The organism is Paenibacillus sinensis (assembly GCF_019904155.1).
In the GTDB taxonomy this organism is placed as follows: domain Bacteria; phylum Bacillota; class Bacilli; order Paenibacillales; family Paenibacillaceae; genus Paenibacillus_AQ; species Paenibacillus_AQ sinensis.
In genome coordinates, this window is the sequence record NZ_JAHCMB010000037.1 from 12,345 (window position 1) to 29,086 (window position 16,742).

Consider the following 16,742-nt stretch of genomic DNA (forward strand, 5'->3'; position numbering starts at 1 on the left):
TCTTCCCGCGCAATTTATATGGTTAAGATTGTCGGCAGCTGCCAGCCGCCCTCCAAGACTTCGAATTGGGCCGCCAACCTTGGAAATGACGAACAAACGCGATATGATGGGGATATACGTCAAAGGACAGGAGCAGTTGAAGATGGCGGAAAGTGTCGGCGTCGTCATTGTGGCGGCAGGCAGAGGAACGCGGATGGGAACTGCGGAGAGCAAGCAGTATTTGCTGCTTCGGGACAAACCGATCATCGTGCATACGCTGGAGACCTTCCAGCGGCATATCTTAATTTCGGAGATCGTGCTCGTATCCGGGGCGGAGGACGTGGAACGCTGCCGCAATTGGGCGGAGGAATACGGAATTACGAAGCTAAAGGCTGTAGTTACCGGCGGCGCGGAGCGTCAGCATTCGGTCTACCGGGGACTGGGACAGCTGAACACTGAGTGGGTAATGGTTCATGACGGAGTCCGTCCATTCGTCAGGCCCTGCGATATCGAGGCTTGTTATGAAAAGGCGAGGCGGACGGGAGCTTCGGTGCTGGCTGTTCCGGTAAAAGATACGATCAAGCAGGTGAGCGAAGAGGGGCTGGTAACCGCCACGCCGGACCGGCGCACGCTGTGGGCGATTCAGACGCCGCAGACCTTCCGGTTGTCCCGGTTGAAGCAAGCCTATGAAGCGGCGGAGCGGGATGGGTTCCTGGGGACCGACGATTCCAGTCTGGCCGAACGGGCCGGCATGCGGGTTGCGGTGGTGGAAGGCAGCTATACCAACATCAAGATCACGACGCCGGATGACCTGGCCTATGCAGAATTCATTGAAACATTCGGGAGAGAGGGACAACCATGATCGCAGTAGGACAAGGGTTTGACGTGCATCAGCTGGTGGAAGGCCGGCCGTGCATTATTGGAGGAGTAACGATTCCTTATGAAAAAGGGCTGCTGGGCCACTCGGACGCCGACGTGCTGCTGCATGCGGTTAGCGACGCCATCCTCGGCGCGCTGGGACTTGGAGACATCGGCCGACACTTTCCGGATACGGACCCGGCCTTCAAGGATGCCGACAGTCTGAAGCTGCTTGAGCATGTGTGGAGACTGGCCAAAGAGCGCGGCTACCGTCTGGGCAACATCGATTCGACCATCATCGCCCAGAAGCCGAAGATGGCCCCCTATATTCCGGAGATGACCGAGATTATCGCCCGTGCGCTGGACGCCAAGCCTTCCCGGGTGAACGTCAAGGCCACGACGACGGAGCAGCTTGGATTTACCGGACGAGGCGAAGGCATCGCAGCGCAATCTATTGTCTGCCTGCTTCAGGATATGGTATCATCATGAGATGGCTGGAAATCGGCCGATCCAGCAAATGAATGAGCGGAGGTAGTGAAATGGGAGATCAAGTCCGGGTGCGCTATGCACCAAGCCCTACAGGACATTTACATATCGGGAATGCGAGAACGGCATTGTTTAACTATTTATTCGCCCGCAGCCGGGGCGGCGAGTTCATTATCCGGATCGAGGATACGGATGTGAAGCGCAATATTGCCGGCGGCGAAGAAAGCCAGCTGAAATATTTGAAGTGGCTGAATATCGACTGGGACGAAAGCATCGATATCGGCGGCGAATACGGCCCCTACAGACAGACGGAGCGTCTGGATCTGTATAAAATCTACTGGCAGGATCTGCTCGACCGCGGTCTCGCTTACCGCTGCTACTGCACAGAAGAGGAGCTGGAAGCCGAGCGCGAAGAGCAGCTCTCACGGGGAGAAACGCCGCGTTACTCCGGCAAGCACCGCAATTTGACCGAAGAGCAGCGTGCCGCCTACGAGCAGGAAGGCCGTGTCGCCAGCATTCGCTTCCGGGTTCCGGAGGATAAGACCTATACGTTCGACGATATGGTCAAGGGCCAGATTTCATTCCAGACGACGGAAATGGGCGACTTTGTCATCGTGAAGAAGGATGGCATTCCGACCTACAATTTCGCCGTTGTTATCGACGACTATCTGATGAAGATTTCACATGTGCTCCGGGGCGAGGATCATATCTCCAATACGCCGCGCCAGCTCATGATCTATGAAGCTCTGGGCTGGGAGCCGCCGATCTTTGGACATATGACCCTGATCGTAGGCGAAGACCATAAGAAGCTCAGCAAGCGCAACGAGTCCATCATCCAGTTCATTGAGCAGTACGATGAGCTGGGCTATTTGCCCGAAGCGCTGTTCAACTATATCGCCCTGCTCGGCTGGTCGCCGGAAGGGGAGGAAGAACTCTTCAGCAAAGATGAACTGATCTCCATCTTCAACCCGGATCGGCTCTCGAAGAGCCCGGCGGTATTCGACACGAACAAGCTGGCGCATTTGAATAATCATTATATCAAGAATGCCGACCCGGTCCGGATTGCGAACCTGGCGATTCCACATCTGCAGAAGGCGGGCAGATTGCCTGCCGAGCTGAGCGCAGAGCAGCGCGAATGGGCGCAGAGCCTTGTGGCCCTGTACCAGGAACAAATGGTAGCCGCTTCGGATATTGTGGAATTGTCGGAGATTTTCTTCCGCACTCATCTGGAGCTGGACACAGAAGCGGCGGCCATCCTGGCGGAGAGCCAGGTGCCGGAAGTGCTCACCGCATTTCTGGCCAAGGTGGAGGCAAGCGCCGAGTTTACACCGGCTGCTATTGGGGCATTAATTAAGGAAGTACAGAAGGAGACGGGACATAAGGGCAAAGCGCTCTTTATGCCGATTCGTGTCGCTGTTACGGGACAGATGCATGGCCGCGATCTCAATGCGACAATTTTCCTGTTAGGCAAGGACCGCGTCGCGGACCGTCTGAAATCCCAAATCAAAGGGGCTTGATAACCAGGGTGTTCAAATCCCCTTGTCAGTCCTCATGCTTTTCGCTAAGATAGAAGAATATTGTAAAAGCTGCGATCAGGAGAAGTACACGCGTCAAATGCCATCTGCAGAGAGAATAACCGCGAACGGAATCATCTGTTCAGGCTGGAAGTTATTCATGGCATGCCGGGGAAATGCGCCTGTGAGCTGTAAGGCTGAGCGTGCCGCTGTCGAATGCGGTCGTTAGGCTGAGCCGGTGCATCGCCGTTAGAGATGCCAAAGAGGGACGATGATGAACCCGCCGCTTCAACCCGGCAGGGAACAGGCATCGTCCAAGCAGAGTGGAACCGCGTGAAGACGTCTCTGCAGCTTCGGCTGCAGAGACGTTTTTTGTCGAAAACCGAAGAAAGGGTCATTGCTGCAGAGAGATAGAAAAAGCGAAATGCGGAGGAACTTCTTCGTTCGGCCGGATGTACCGGAGGCGGAGAAGCATGGAGGGGGAGCCGCGATGTGGAAGCATATTAAATCGGATATCCAAGCGGTGCTGGATAATGACCCGGCCGCCCGGAGCCGGTTCGAGGTACTCTTCACCTATGCCGGTCTGCATGCCATCTGGTCGCACCGGATTGCGCATGGGTTATACCGGAGAGGCTGGTATACGACAGCGAGAATCATCTCGCAGTTCAGCCGATTCATGACCGGCATCGAGATCCACCCCGGCGCCCGGATTGGCAAAAGGCTGTTCATTGACCACGGTATGGGCGTAGTCATCGGGGAGACCTGCGAGATCGGGGACGACGTTATCATCTATCAGGGCGTCACGCTCGGAGGAACAGGCAAGGAGAAAGGGAAGCGTCATCCGACCGTCGGCAACAATGTCGTCATCGGCTCGGGGGCCAAAGTGCTGGGCTCTTTCCGGATTGGCGACAACTGTAATGTCGGGTCGAATTCGGTCGTACTCCGCGAAGTCCCCGATAACAGCACGGTGGTCGGCAACCCCGGACGCATCGTGAAGCGGAACGGGGAGCGGGTGAAGGACCGGCTGGATCATACCAAGCTTCCGGACCCGGTTATCGATTCGCTGCGGTTTCTGCAGAAGGAGATTGAGGAGCTTCGCGAGCAGCTGGGCGGCGACGACAAGCAGAAAGCCGAGCAGCGCCGGCTGGAAAGCGCGCATTATTTCGGCGATTATGAAATCTAACCAGACCTCTGGCGAAGGCCGGATACGGCCGAGAAGAAAGGATGGAGCAAATGGCGCTCTATATTTACAACACCATGTCCCGCAGCAAGGAGGAATTCGTGCCTCTTGAACCGGGTAAGGTAAAGATGTACGTGTGCGGTCCAACTGTGTACGGATATATTCACATTGGCAATGCAAGACCGGTTATCGTGTTCGATATCGTTCAAGGCTATTTGGAGCAGCTGGGGTATGAAGTGGAATATGTGGTCAATTTCACGGATGTCGACGACAAGCTGATCCGCAAAGCCGATGAAATGGGCATGCCGGTGCCCGAAATGGCAGAGACCTTCATCAATGCTTTTATGGAGGATGTTAAAGGCCTTGATGTCAGACCGGCTTCGCGGCATCCGCGGGTTACCCAGAGCATGGATCTGATCATCGACTTCATTCGGGAGCTGGTGGATAAAGGCTATGCTTATGAGAGCGGCGGAGACGTGTTCTACCGCACGGCCAAGTTCGCGGATTACGGCAAGCTGTCCCGTCAGAATCTGGATGAGCTGCAGTTCGGTATCCGCATCGAGGTTGATGCCCGCAAAGAGAATCCCGAGGATTTCGTCCTCTGGAAAGCGGCGAAGCCGGGCGAGATTTTCTGGCACAGCCCATGGGGCAACGGACGTCCGGGCTGGCATATTGAATGCTCGGCGATGGCGCGCGAATTCCTCGGCGACACGATCGATATTCACGGCGGCGGCCAGGACCTGACCTTCCCGCATCATGAGTGCGAGTGCGCACAGAGCGAGGCGCTAACCGGCAAGCCGCTGTCGAATTATTGGATGCATAACGGCTTCCTGAACATCGGGGACGAGAAAATGTCGAAATCGCTCGGCAACGGTCTTCTCGTCAGAGATTTCCTCAGCCGCTTCAAGGGCGGGGCCATCCGTTATTTCATGCTCTCGACGCATTATCGCAATCCGCTGAATTTCGGTGAAGAAGCCTTGATATCCGCTGAAAAAAGCGTAGACCGCATCGCCGGTGCGGCCGGCAACGTTAAGCATCGCCTGAGCCTCGCACCGGAAACTGCCGGTGGCCAGGTCAGTCCGGAGCTTGGAGCCAAGCTGGACGCCATTGTGAAGCAATACCATGAGAAGATGCAGGACGACTTCAATACGCCTGACGCGATTACCGCCGTATTCGAATGGGTGAATACAGCCAACCTTGCGCTGTCGGACAACAGCCTATCGCATGCGGATCTTGCTGCGCTGCAAAGCGCATTCGAGGAATTAAACAGCGTCCTCAGACTTGTGCCGGAAACTCAGGAGGAAGATGCCGACGATGAGGTCGAGCGCCTGATCGAAGAGCGGGCAGAAGCGCGCAAAGCCAAGAACTGGAGCCGTTCCGACGAAATTCGCGATATTCTGAACGCGATGGGTATTATTTTGGAGGATACGCCGCAGGGCATACGGTGGAGACGCAAATGACCGAAGGCTGGTTTCCCTATGAGCCGTCGAAGCCGGTCAAGCTGATTCCGCCCATCGTGCTGGCTTATATCGGGGACGCTGTCTACGAGGTGGCGGTCCGTCAATATTTGATCTCGCTTCCGAACCTGAAGCCGAACCATCTTCACAAGACGGCGACGGGGCTGGTGTCCGCGAAGGCACAGAGCCGGATTCTTGGGCTGCTGGACTCCGAGCTGACTGACGAAGAGAAGAATATTGTGCGGCAGGGGCGCAATGCCAAATCGGGAAGCGTGCCGAAAAATGCCGACGTGCTGGAATACCGGCATGCGACCGCTTTTGAATGTCTTGTCGGATATTTGTATTATACAGAGCAGCATGACAGAATGAGAGAACTGATACACATCGGTATCAGACAAATGCAAAGATAATACCGGGAGGGACCATTATGGCCCAAGAGAATGACCATAACGAAGAAATACTGGCCGGCAAGCATTCGGTGCTTGAGGCGCTCCGCGCAGGCCGTACACTCAACAAAATCTGGATAGCGGAAAATGCCCAGAAAGCGCTGACCGCTCCAATCATTGCGGAAGCCCGTCAGGCTGGTATCATCGTTCAGCATGTTGACAAGCGCAAGCTGGATCAGCTCGCTCCCGGCGTACAGCATCAGGGGGTAGTCGCGCAGGCGGCTCCATACGCTTACGCGGAAGTCGAAGATTTGCTGGCCGCCGCCGAAGCCAAAGGCGAACCGCCGTTTCTGCTGCTGCTGGATGAAATCGAAGATCCGCATAATCTGGGCTCCATTCTGCGTACCGCCGATTGCACTGGCGTGCACGGCGTGATCGTGCCTAAGCGGCGTTCGGCCCAAATTACGGCGACCGTCTCCAAGACATCTGCCGGTGCGGTCGAATATGTGCCGGTAGCCCGGGTCACCAATCTGGGCCAGACAATCGACCGGCTGAAGGAACTCGGGATCTGGGTTGTGGGCACGGATGTGGACACGGATCAGGATCTGTTCGGCTCCGATATTTTCTCCGGCCCGGTTGCAGTGGTTATCGGCAATGAGAGCAAGGGGATGGGCCGGCTGATTCGCGAGAAATGCGACATCCTGCTCAAGCTTCCGATGCTTGGACGAATTAATTCGCTCAATGCTTCCGTAGCCGCGGGCGTCATTATGTACGAGGTGCTGCGGCGCCGTCGTACGGCGGAATAGCGATGAAGGACTGGCGCGATGTACTGCTGGTGGACGGGTACAACATGATCGGCGGCTGGCCGGAACTTGCCGAGCTGTCCCGCTCCGGCATGCAGGAAGCGCGCGACCGGCTGCTTGATCTGCTGGCCGACTATCAGGCGTACTCGGGCCGCCGCGTCATCGCCGTCTTCGATGCTTACCGGGTTCCGGGGCTCGGACGATCTTTTGTCCAGGGCAAAGTCCAGGTGTATTTCACGAAGGAGAAGGAGACGGCCGACGAGTGCATCGAGCGGCTGGTGGGAGAATTCAGCCACCGCCGGCGCCAGATTTATGTGGCGACCAGCGACTCCACCGAGCAGCATGTCATCTTCGCCCAGGGGGCGCTTCGCCTTTCGGCACGGGAGCTGCGGCTTGAGGTGGAGGAAATGCAGCGGGAAGTCAAGAAGACCATCAAGCCTCCGGCGCCGGGTGCCGGCTCTTTGCGCCATAATCTAGAAGAGAAGCTGCCTCCGGATATCCGCAGGCGGCTTGAGAACTGGCGGAGGCAGTAATGTATGGTCCATGTAAGAAAAGTTTCAGCGAATTGTAATTTTATTCAAGTGATGATTGGAATTGGTCAAACCGCTGTTGACGATGTAAGGTTACGTCATTTATACTGTTCGTATATTTCACGAAGTAACGATGTGTCCTGCGTTGCAGCCGGGGGGATTCTTGGTGAGTGTCGACCTCAAGGAATTAATGCTGTCCGAGTATGATTTCATAAGCGATGAAGAAATCGTCGAAGCTTTTCGGAGCGGCGACGGTGGCGCGTTGGAGCATTTGATTAACAAGTACCGTAACTTCGTCAGAGCCAAGGCGCGCTCTTATTTCCTGATCGGTGCCGACCGCGAAGATATCGTGCAGGAAGGCATGATCGGCCTTTATAAGGCAATTCGAGACTTCAAAGGCGATAAGCTTTCGTCTTTCAAGGCATTTGCCGAATTATGCATTACCCGCCAGATTATTACGGCGATCAAGACGGCTACCCGTCAGAAGCATATTCCGCTTAATTCTTATGTTTCTCTGGACAAGCCTATTTATGACGAGGATTCCGACCGCACGCTGATGGATGTGATCTGCGGATCACAGGTGCTGGACCCCGAAGAGCTTATTATTAACCAGGAAGAATTTATCGGTCTTGAAGACAAGATGACCGAGATTCTTAGTGATCTGGAGCGCAAGGTGCTGATGCTGTATCTTGACGGACGCTCCTATCAGGAAATCGCAGAGGACCTGCATCGGCATGTGAAATCGATCGACAACGCTCTGCAGCGCGTTAAGCGCAAGCTTGAAAGATATCTGGAAGTTCGCGACAACTCATGATATAATGACGGAAGAGAAGACTCGGTTGCGAGTCTTTTTTATTTGTGCAAGTTTGCGGAATGCGGTTTTGCTTCATAATGGAGAGTAGGCTGGCTCACAGTTAAGGACAAATACAAAGACGAACGGCGATCACCGAAAAGTCCGGGGAGAACTCGGGAATTTTCATTGACATTGAGTTTGACAGATGCTAAAGTGTTTTAGGTAGGCCCAAATTCGCGGCTTTTTTTGAATTTAAGTAAAGTGCCGGTTTTCTAGCCGAATCTTTGCGATATTCTTAAAAAGAGATTTTCGTGAAATATAAGAATCATAAGCAGCTTCGCGCTTGTAATGGGTCTTGTATTTCTCGATGAATGCCTGGTTGTTCACTTTGGACATTGCCTGGCGTTTACTCTTGGGATCAATTTTGCGTCTTTCGGTTTAGCGAATCGGAAGAACGTTTCGGGAGGTGCACAGCATGCGGGTAATTATTACTTTGGCTTGTACAAGCTGCAAGCAGAGAAACTACGCGACGACCAAGAACAAGCGTAATCATCCCGACCGCATGGAGTTGAAGAAGTTTTGCAAGTATTGCAACGCGCAAACTCCTCATCGTGAAACCAGATAGTTCGTTGGAGGTGTAGTCGGCGTGAAACGTAGTTTCAAGTCTTTGTTTTCCTTTTTCTCTGAGAGCTGGACTGAACTTAAAAAGGTTCGATGGCCCAATCGTAAAGAACTGACCAACTATAGCTTGATCGTACTTGGTACTATTGTAGTTGTCGCACTTTATTTCTGGGTTCTGGACATCGGTATTTCCGCTGTGATCGAAGCGATTATTTAGAGAGGTCCCAGGTGGCTTGATATGGAAAAAAGATGGTATGTCGTTCATACCTACTCTGGGTATGAGAACAAGGTCAAAGCCAATTTGGAAAAGCGCGTAGAGTCCATGGGCATGGAAGACAAGATATTCCGCGTTCTTGTTCCGATGGAAGAAGAAGTGGTGAACAAAGACGGCAAGAAAAAGGCTGTCATGCGTAAAGTTTACCCCGGTTATGTTTTGGTCGAAATGATCCAGACGGATGATTCCTGGTATGTTGTTCGCAACACACCTGGCGTTACCGGATTCGTAGGTTCGACAGGTTCGGGTTCCAAACCGACTCCTTTGCTTCCGGAAGAGGTAGATCAGATTCTGAAGCATATGGGTATGGTGGAGCCGAAACCGAAGATCGATTTCGAAATCAAGGAATCGGTACGCATCATGGTTGGTCCTTTTGCGAATTTTGTGGGCTCCGTGGAAGAGATTTTGGCTGACAAGAGCAAGATCAAGGTTCACGTCAACATGTTTGGAAGAGAAACCCCGCTGGAGTTGGATTTCACTCAAGTGGAGAAAATATAACACAAGGGTTTCTTGTGATTGGACGGCTTGCCGTCTTCATCCAGTACTAGCGTCAAGGAGGTGTCACACATGGCTAAGAAAGTTATTAAAATGGTGAAACTGCAGATTCCTGCAGGGAAAGCGAACCCTGCGCCACCGGTTGGTCCGGCGCTTGGTCAGGCAGGTGTCAACATCATGGCATTCTGTAAGGAATTCAACGCGCGTACCGCCGATCAAGCCGGCCTGATTATTCCGGTTGAAATCACGGTATTCGAAGACCGTTCCTTCACTTTCATCACTAAAACTCCTCCGGCTGCCGTTCTGCTTCGCATTGCTGCAAAGGTAGAAAAGGGCTCCGGTGAACCGAACAAGAAGAAGGTTGCTAAGCTGAATCGCGCTGCAGTGCGTGAAATTGCCGAGCAAAAAATGCCTGACCTGAACGCTGCTTCCGTAGAAGCTGCTATGCGTATGGTTGAAGGTACTGCCCGCAGCATGGGCATCACGATCGAAGACTAATTATAGACTTCGCCAACCGGTCCCGAGCGGACCGTAATATGTGGGAGGATATTCCGCTAGCACCACAAAGGAGGAACATTTCATGGCTAAACATGGTAAGAAATACCTGGAAGCTGCCAAGCTGATCAACAGCGAAGCAACTTACGAGCCTTCGGAAGCTGTTGAGCTTGTGAAGAAGGCGTCCACTGCCAAATTCGACGAAACCGTTGAAGCGGCCGTACGTCTGGGCGTAGACCCTCGTAAACAAGACCAAGCCGTTCGCGGTGTTGTTGTCCTGCCTCATGGCACAGGCAAAACCCAACGCGTGCTTGTATTTGCAAAAGGCGATAAAGCGAAAGAAGCGGAAGCGGCCGGTGCCGATTATGTTGGCGATCAGGACATGATCAACAAGATCCAACAGGGCTGGTTCGAATTCGACGTCTGCGTAGCGACGCCTGATATGATGAGCGAAGTCGGTAAATTGGGCCGTCTGCTCGGTGGTAAAGGCCTTATGCCTAACCCTAAAGCAGGAACGGTTACTTTCGACGTTACCAAGGCTGTTCAAGAAATCAAAGCCGGTAAGATCGAATACCGTCTCGACAAAGCAGGTCAAATTCATGCGCCGATCGGCAAAGTGTCCTTTGACGCTGCTCAACTGAACGACAACCTGAAAGCACTTATCGACGCTCTGAACCGTGCGAAGCCGGCAGCTGCCAAAGGTGTATACCTGAAAGGCATCTCCATCTCTTCGACTATGGGACCAAGCGCTCGTGTGAGCACTGCTGTTTACCGTTAATAGGGTATTGACTCTAGGGTCTATCTCTGTTATCCTATAACAGTTGTGAACACTTGATGGTTCTCGACCTAACATCGAATATGCTTACCGTAGACAGTAGGTGCCGAATGGCTTAATTTCCTACCGAGGTGTTCTGATAGAAACATAAGGAACGGTTATGCCGTCAGCCTATCGTTTTATCAAGCCTTCGCAAATCTGCGGAGGCTTTTCTATTGCGCGTAACGCAAGAAACCTCGGAGATCCCGCTTAGGGATCGGGGACGACTCCAAAGGCGTCTCTTCCCTTGGCAGGGATCTCATGCCTGCGTAGGATAAATCATTAATCAGGAGGTGTAATCATTGGCAAACGCTAAAGTACTTGAAGCTAAACAGGAAGCGGTAAACGTCATTACTGGCAAACTGCAGAACAGCATCACGACTGTTGTTGCGGACTACCGCGGATTGAACGTTTCCCAGGTGACCGAACTGCGCAAGCAGCTTCGTGAAGCTGGAGTGGAATTCCAAGTCCTGAAGAACTCGCTCCTTCGCCGCGCAACCGCTGCGGCTGAGCTGACTGAACTGGACGAAGTTCTGAGCGGACCGACAGCTGTTGCATTCAGCGAAAGCGATGCAGTGGCGCCGGCCAAAATTTTGAACGATTTTGCCAAGAAGAACGACGCTCTGAAACTGAAGGGCGGCGTTGTAGAAGGTAAAGTGGTGGACGAAGCTCAGATCAAAGCATTGGCCGAGCTTCCTTCTCGCGAAGGTTTGCTGTCCATGCTGCTTAGCGTTCTTCAAGCGCCTATGCGCAACTTCGCACTGGCTGTCAAAGCTGTTGCGGAGAAGGAAGAACAGAGCGCGTAATCGGCATAGCTGTGGAAGCCCCTTGGTTTGGCGGAGTCAAACGGAGGGTTCCCCAAGCGCTGCATGAGTGTTGAATCGAAAATAAAAATAACAATATAAATGGAGGTTTAATCATGAGCAAGGAAACAATCTTGGAAGAAATCAAGGGCATGAGCGTCCTGGAACTGAACGAACTGGTTAAAGCAATCGAAGAAGAATTTGGCGTAACTGCAGCAGCTCCTGTAGCTGTAGTAGGCGGCGCTGCTGCTGCTGTTGTTGAAGAGCAAAGCGAATTTGACGTTGTCCTGACTAGCGCTGGCGCTTCCAAGATCAACGTAATCAAGGTTGTTCGCGAAATCACCGGTCTGGGCCTGAAAGAAGCCAAGGACCTGGTAGACAACGCTCCGAAGCCGATCAAGGAAAAAGTAAGCAAAGAAGAAGCAGACGCTACGAAAGCAAAGCTGGAAGAAGCCGGCGCTGCTGTAGAAGTGAAGTAATTCAGCCTTACCTTTTTCGGAAGAATTCGTTTCTTCCTAATGTGCAGCCCCTTGAACTTGTTCAAGGGGTTTGCTGTATGCAGAAGGAGGCTACAGAATGGCCAAAGAACCAGGAAAGGGAGACAAGGGCTTGTCTCAGCATTATTACTCACAGCAGCCGGAAGCAAGGCATGACAGACGGACGCTTCGTGCCGTGCTCCGGGGAAGGACCTTTCAGTTTACGAGTGATGCGGGCGTATTCTCCAAAGGGGATGTGGATTACGGCAGCCGGGCGCTGATAGAAGCCATGGAGATTCCGGATGGTTCCGCGGTGCTGGATGTAGGCTGCGGATACGGGCCGATCGGCCTGACAGCTGCGTATCTCGCTCCGAATGCCGCAGTCACCATGCTGGACATTAACGGCCGTGCCGTGGAGCTGGCCCGCGAGAATGCCAAGGCGAACGGTGTCGGCAATGTGGAAATAATGGAGAGCGATCTCCTGACTGCCGTAGCCGGGAGAAACTTCGACGTTATTCTCACGAATCCGCCGATTCGGGCAGGCAAAGCGGTGGTCCACCGGATTTTTGAAGAAGCCTATGAGCATTTGAACGAGAATGGGGCTCTATGGGTTGTCATTCAGAAGAAGCAGGGTGCGCCTTCGGCGGCGGCCAAGCTGGAGAGTCTGTTCGGGGAAGTCGAAGAAATCGGCAAGGACAAAGGGTACCGTGTTCTGAGAGCCGTTAAGCATAAAAAATAACGTGACACTATTGACACGTACAGTTGGTAGTGTTATTATTATAAAATGTCAGTATTAAGATAGGCTCCCTGTCTTTAGTTTGCTGAAGTGTCAAACGTCATATTGTCAACGGCAGGCGCATGCCGGATGGCAAGTAATCGCGAAACCGTCTTGAACAGCCATGGTCCTTTATGAAGGTGAGGTGATTCGGTCGGAGACGCATAAGAGCACGTCTGCTGACGTATAATATGTACGTTTTGGGCAAATCTACTGAATATGGAGATCTACCGTCCATGAAGAAATGCGCTCTTTTTTCGAAAGATTTCGATAAGGGCTTTTCTTTATTTGAGGGGTGAATCCCGGAAGTCTTTGGTTCCATTATACGGTTCCAAACAGGGGTTCGCAATCAATTTTTAAGTAAGTAGACATGAGGGGTGAGTAAAGTTGGCAGGACATCTTGTTCAGTATGGTCGACGCACTCGGCGAAGCTATGCGAGAATTAACGAGGTACTCGAGGTCCCGAACCTGATTGAGATCCAACAAAAATCATACGATTGGTTTTTGGAGGAAGGATTGCGTGAAATGTTCCAGGACATCTCGCCGATCCAGGATTTCACGGGTAATCTGGTGCTGGAGTTCATTGACTACAGCTTAGGCGAACCGAAGTATACGGTGGACGATGCTAAAGAACGCGACGTTACGTATGCGGCGCCGCTTCGGGTTAAAGTGCGTCTCATTAACAAGGAAACCGGCGAAGTCAAGGAACAGGAAGTGTTCATGGGGGATTTCCCGCTGATGACGGAGACCGGCACGTTTATCATTAACGGTGCGGAACGGGTAATTGTCAGCCAGTTGGTTCGCTCTCCTAGCGTCTACTTTAGCACTAAAGTGGATAAGAACGGCAAGAAAACCTACACGGCCACAGTAATCCCTAACCGCGGCGCATGGCTGGAACTGGAGACCGACGCGAAGGACATCATGTATGTCCGTATCGACCGTACCCGCAAAATTCCGGTTACCGTGCTGCTTCGCGCTCTTGGTTTCGGCACGGATGCCGAAATTCTGGATCTGCTTGGCAATGATGAATATATCCGCAATACCCTGGATAAAGACAACACCGACTCCACGGAGAAGGCGCTTATCGAAATTTACGAACGTCTCCGTCCGGGCGAGCCGCCGACACTCGACAACGCGAAGAGCTTGCTGGTAGCGCGCTTCTTCGATCCCAAGCGTTACGATCTGGCGAATGTAGGCCGCTACAAGATCAACAAGAAGCTGCACATCAAGAATCGCCTGTTCAATCAGCGCCTGGCTCAACCGCTTGTGGACGAGTCGACCGGCGGAATTCTGGCGGAAACCGGCCAGATGGTGGATCGTCGTCTCCTTGACGAGCTGATCCCGTACTTTGAGAAGAGCATGGCAGCCAAGACCTACCGCGTAAGCGGCGGCGTTCTGGATAACGAAGACATTCCGCTGCAAATGGTTGAAGTCTTCTCGCCAATCGAAGAAGGCCGTGTCGTCAAGCTGATTGCGAACGGCAATATCGACAAATCGGTCAAGCATATTACCCAGGCTGATATTATTTCCTCGATCAGCTACTTTATTAATCTGCTCCACGGCATCGGCAACACCGATGACATCGACCATCTCGGCAACCGTCGTCTGCGTTCGGTAGGCGAACTGCTGCAGAATCAGTTCCGTATCGGTCTGTCCCGGATGGAACGCGTTGTCCGCGAGAGAATGTCCATTCAGGATGCCAACGCCATTACGCCGCAGGCTCTGATCAACATTCGTCCGGTCATTGCGTCGATCAAGGAGTTCTTCGGATCCTCCCAGCTGTCCCAGTTCATGGACCAGACGAACCCGCTTGCCGAGCTTACACATAAGCGCCGTCTCTCCGCGCTGGGTCCAGGTGGTCTGACGCGCGAACGCGCGGGCTTTGAAGTTCGAGACGTCCATCACAGTCACTACGGCCGGATGTGTCCAATCGAAACGCCTGAAGGTCCGAACATCGGTCTTATCAACTCCCTGTCGACATTCGCCCGCATCAACGAATACGGCTTTATCGAAGCGCCGTACCGTTGGGTGGACCCGAAGACCGGTAAGGTTACCGAACAGATCGATTATCTGACAGCCGATGAGGAAGATAACTATGTTGTCGCCCAGGCGAACGCCGAGCTGACAGAGGAAGGCTCGTTTAAGGACGAGATGGTTATCGTTCGTTACAACAAGCTCTCTGACAACATCACGACGATGCCGAGCAGTCGGGTGGACTACATGGACGTATCACCGAAGCAGGTTGTATCCGTTGCGACGGCGCTCATCCCGTTCCTTGAGAACGATGACTCCAACCGCGCGCTGATGGGTTCCAACATGCAGCGTCAGGCAGTTCCGCTGCTCATTCCGAAGGCCCCTCTGGTAGGTACGGGAATGGAGCACAAGTCGGCCAAGGATTCGGGCGTATGTATTGTATCCAAGTACGACGGGATTATCGAACGTTCGTCGGCTAACGAGATCTGGCTGCGTCGCGTCGAAACTGTCGACGGCAAAGAAGTCAAAGGCGACATTGTTAAATATAAATTACACAAATTTATGCGTTCGAACCAAGGGACTTGCATTAACCAGCGTCCGCTAGCTAAGCGCGGCGACATCGTCAAGAAAGGCGATATCCTGGCGGATGGTCCTTCGACCGAAATGGGCGAATTGGCACTGGGTCGCAACGTAGTCGTTGCCTTCATGACCTGGGAAGGCTACAACTACGAGGATGCGATCCTGCTGAGTGAGAAGCTTGTGAAAGAGGATGTGTACACTTCAATCCACATCGAGGAGTACGAATCCGAAGCGCGGGATACGAAGCTCGGACCGGAAGAAATCACTCGCGATATTCCAAACGTGGGCGAAGAGGCACTCCGCAACCTGGATGAGCGTGGCATTATCCGGATCGGCGCCGAAATCAGCGCTGGAGACATTCTGGTCGGCAAGGTTACACCTAAGGGCGTAACGGAGCTTACGGCAGAAGAGCGCCTGCTGCACGCCATCTTCGGCGAGAAGGCGCGCGAAGTTCGTGACACCTCGCTGCGTGTGCCTCACGGCAGTGATGGCATCATCGTTGACGTTAAAGTGTTCACACGGGAGAATGGCGACGAGCTGCCTCCAGGTGTTAACCAGCTCGTCCGCGTCTACATCGCTCAGAAGCGTAAAATCTCCGAAGGCGACAAGATGGCCGGACGTCACGGTAACAAGGGTGTCGTAGCGCGTATCCTGCCGGAAGAAGATATGCCGTTCCTGCCGGACGGTACGCCTGTACAGGTCGTGCTGAATCCGCTGGGCGTACCTTCGCGTATGAACATCGGGCAGGTGCTTGAGGTCCACCTCGGCTTCGCGGCTATGCGCCTGGGTATTCACGTGGCAACACCGGTATTCGACGGAGCACGCGAATATGACGTATTCGACACGATGGAAGAAGCCGGCATGCAGCGCAACGGCAAGACCATCCTGTATGACGGACGTACGGGCGAGCGCTTCGAGCGCGAAGTTACCGTCGGCGTCATGCACATGATCAAGCTGGCGCACATGGTTGACGATAAAATCCATGCCCGTTCCACAGGGCCGTACTCGCTCGTTACGCAGCAGCCGCTCGGCGGTAAAGCCCAGTTCGGCGGCCAGCGCTTCGGGGAAATGGAAGTGTGGGCGCTTGAAGCTTACGGCGCCGCCTACACCCTGCAGGAGATTCTGACGGTCAAATCCGACGACGTGGTCGGCCGTGTGAAGACCTACGAATCGATCGTCAAGGGCGAGAACGTTCCGGAACCGGGCGTTCCGGAATCCTTCAAGGTATTGATCAAAGAGCTTCAATCCCTCGGCATGGACGTCAAGATCCTGAGCGGAGACGAGCAGGAGATCGAAATGAAGGAACTGGACGACGAGGATGAGACTACAAGCGACAAGCTGAGCCTCAATCTGGAAGGTGCGGAAGTCGGAGTGGAATAACGAGGCGTTCGGGCCGTTCCACAAGGCTGGTTCAGGCGGCTTCGGCCGCTTGACCGGCCTTCGGAACGAT

18 protein-coding genes and 1 other annotated feature are annotated in these 16,742 nt (G+C 53.5%); all 18 genes read left to right on the forward strand.

Annotated elements, in window-relative coordinates; genetic code table 11:
* The first annotated feature begins 142 nt into the window (after window positions 1-142).
* The 18 genes from ispD (at window position 143) to rpoB (ending at window position 16,672) form a co-directional block, all read left to right on the forward strand.
* Window positions 143-841 carry a 2-C-methyl-D-erythritol 4-phosphate cytidylyltransferase gene (gene ispD / locus KIH86_RS03205; protein WP_223080851.1) on the forward strand — a complete coding sequence of 233 codons (699 nt, stop codon included), beginning with the start codon at window positions 143-145 and terminating at the stop codon, window positions 839-841.
* Window positions 838-1,326 carry a 2-C-methyl-D-erythritol 2,4-cyclodiphosphate synthase gene (gene ispF / locus KIH86_RS03210; RefSeq protein WP_223080852.1) on the forward strand — a complete coding sequence of 163 codons (489 nt, stop codon included), beginning with the start codon at window positions 838-840 and terminating at the stop codon, window positions 1,324-1,326. The genes ispD and ispF overlap by 4 nt, the downstream gene beginning before the upstream one ends.
* A 50-nt stretch (window positions 1,327-1,376) precedes the next feature.
* Window positions 1,377-2,840, forward strand: coding sequence for a glutamate--tRNA ligase (gene gltX, locus KIH86_RS03215; protein WP_223080853.1), 1,464 nt, complete (start codon window positions 1,377-1,379; stop codon window positions 2,838-2,840).
* 487 nt (window positions 2,841-3,327) lie between these two features.
* Window positions 3,328-4,020 carry a serine O-acetyltransferase gene (cysE, locus tag KIH86_RS03220; protein ID WP_223080854.1) on the forward strand — a complete coding sequence of 231 codons (693 nt, stop codon included), beginning with the start codon at window positions 3,328-3,330 and terminating at the stop codon, window positions 4,018-4,020.
* Window positions 4,021-4,070: 50 nt separating this feature from the next.
* A complete protein-coding gene (gene cysS / locus KIH86_RS03225) occupies window positions 4,071-5,477 on the forward strand; it encodes a cysteine--tRNA ligase (protein WP_223080855.1) in 1,407 nt (468 codons plus the stop codon).
* Complete coding sequence (locus tag KIH86_RS03230) at window positions 5,474-5,884, forward strand: Mini-ribonuclease 3 (RefSeq protein WP_223080856.1); 411 nt, start codon at window positions 5,474-5,476, stop codon at window positions 5,882-5,884. The genes cysS and KIH86_RS03230 overlap by 4 nt, the downstream gene beginning before the upstream one ends.
* 17 nt (window positions 5,885-5,901) lie before the next feature.
* Window positions 5,902-6,666: a 23S rRNA (guanosine(2251)-2'-O)-methyltransferase RlmB gene (gene rlmB / locus KIH86_RS03235; protein WP_223080857.1), complete on the forward strand. Its 765-nt coding sequence runs from the start codon at window positions 5,902-5,904 to the stop codon at window positions 6,664-6,666.
* A 2-nt stretch (window positions 6,667-6,668) separates the two neighbouring features.
* Window positions 6,669-7,196 (forward strand): NYN domain-containing protein, encoded by a 528-nt coding sequence (locus KIH86_RS03240; RefSeq protein WP_223080858.1) that lies wholly within the window; start codon window positions 6,669-6,671, stop codon window positions 7,194-7,196.
* 163 nt (window positions 7,197-7,359) lie between these two features.
* Entirely contained in the window at window positions 7,360-8,007 is a 648-nt protein-coding gene (gene sigH / locus KIH86_RS03245) for an RNA polymerase sporulation sigma factor SigH (protein WP_038699043.1), read from the forward strand.
* 454 nt (window positions 8,008-8,461) lie between these two features.
* Entirely contained in the window at window positions 8,462-8,611 is a 150-nt protein-coding gene (gene rpmG, locus KIH86_RS03250; protein ID WP_084065281.1) for a 50S ribosomal protein L33, read from the forward strand.
* 21 nt (window positions 8,612-8,632) lie between these two features.
* Complete coding sequence (secE, locus tag KIH86_RS03255; protein ID WP_038699041.1) at window positions 8,633-8,824, forward strand: preprotein translocase subunit SecE; 192 nt, start codon at window positions 8,633-8,635, stop codon at window positions 8,822-8,824.
* A 21-nt stretch (window positions 8,825-8,845) separates the two neighbouring features.
* Window positions 8,846-9,379, forward strand: coding sequence for a transcription termination/antitermination protein NusG (gene nusG, locus KIH86_RS03260; RefSeq protein WP_038699039.1), 534 nt, complete (start codon window positions 8,846-8,848; stop codon window positions 9,377-9,379).
* 69 nt (window positions 9,380-9,448) lie between these two features.
* Entirely contained in the window at window positions 9,449-9,874 is a 426-nt protein-coding gene (rplK, locus tag KIH86_RS03265) for a 50S ribosomal protein L11 (protein ID WP_025691673.1), read from the forward strand.
* Between the two features lie 82 nt (window positions 9,875-9,956).
* Window positions 9,957-10,649, forward strand: a complete 693-nt coding sequence (gene rplA, locus KIH86_RS03270) for a 50S ribosomal protein L1 (protein ID WP_038699036.1) — start codon at window positions 9,957-9,959, stop codon at window positions 10,647-10,649.
* Window positions 10,650-10,718: 69 nt separating this feature from the next.
* Window positions 10,719-10,869: a sequence feature (ribosomal protein L10 leader region), on the forward strand.
* A gap of 118 nt (window positions 10,870-10,987) precedes the next feature.
* Window positions 10,988-11,491, forward strand: a complete 504-nt coding sequence (gene rplJ, locus KIH86_RS03275) for a 50S ribosomal protein L10 (protein ID WP_223080859.1) — start codon at window positions 10,988-10,990, stop codon at window positions 11,489-11,491.
* 113 nt (window positions 11,492-11,604) lie between these two features.
* Window positions 11,605-11,967 carry a 50S ribosomal protein L7/L12 gene (rplL, locus tag KIH86_RS03280; RefSeq protein WP_223080860.1) on the forward strand — a complete coding sequence of 121 codons (363 nt, stop codon included), beginning with the start codon at window positions 11,605-11,607 and terminating at the stop codon, window positions 11,965-11,967.
* 130 nt (window positions 11,968-12,097) lie between these two features.
* Entirely contained in the window at window positions 12,098-12,703 is a 606-nt protein-coding gene (locus KIH86_RS03285; RefSeq protein ID WP_223080939.1) for a class I SAM-dependent methyltransferase, read from the forward strand.
* 423 nt (window positions 12,704-13,126) lie between these two features.
* Window positions 13,127-16,672 (forward strand): DNA-directed RNA polymerase subunit beta, encoded by a 3,546-nt coding sequence (rpoB, locus tag KIH86_RS03290; RefSeq protein ID WP_223080861.1) that lies wholly within the window; start codon window positions 13,127-13,129, stop codon window positions 16,670-16,672.
* Window positions 16,673-16,742: the final 70 nt, after the last annotated feature.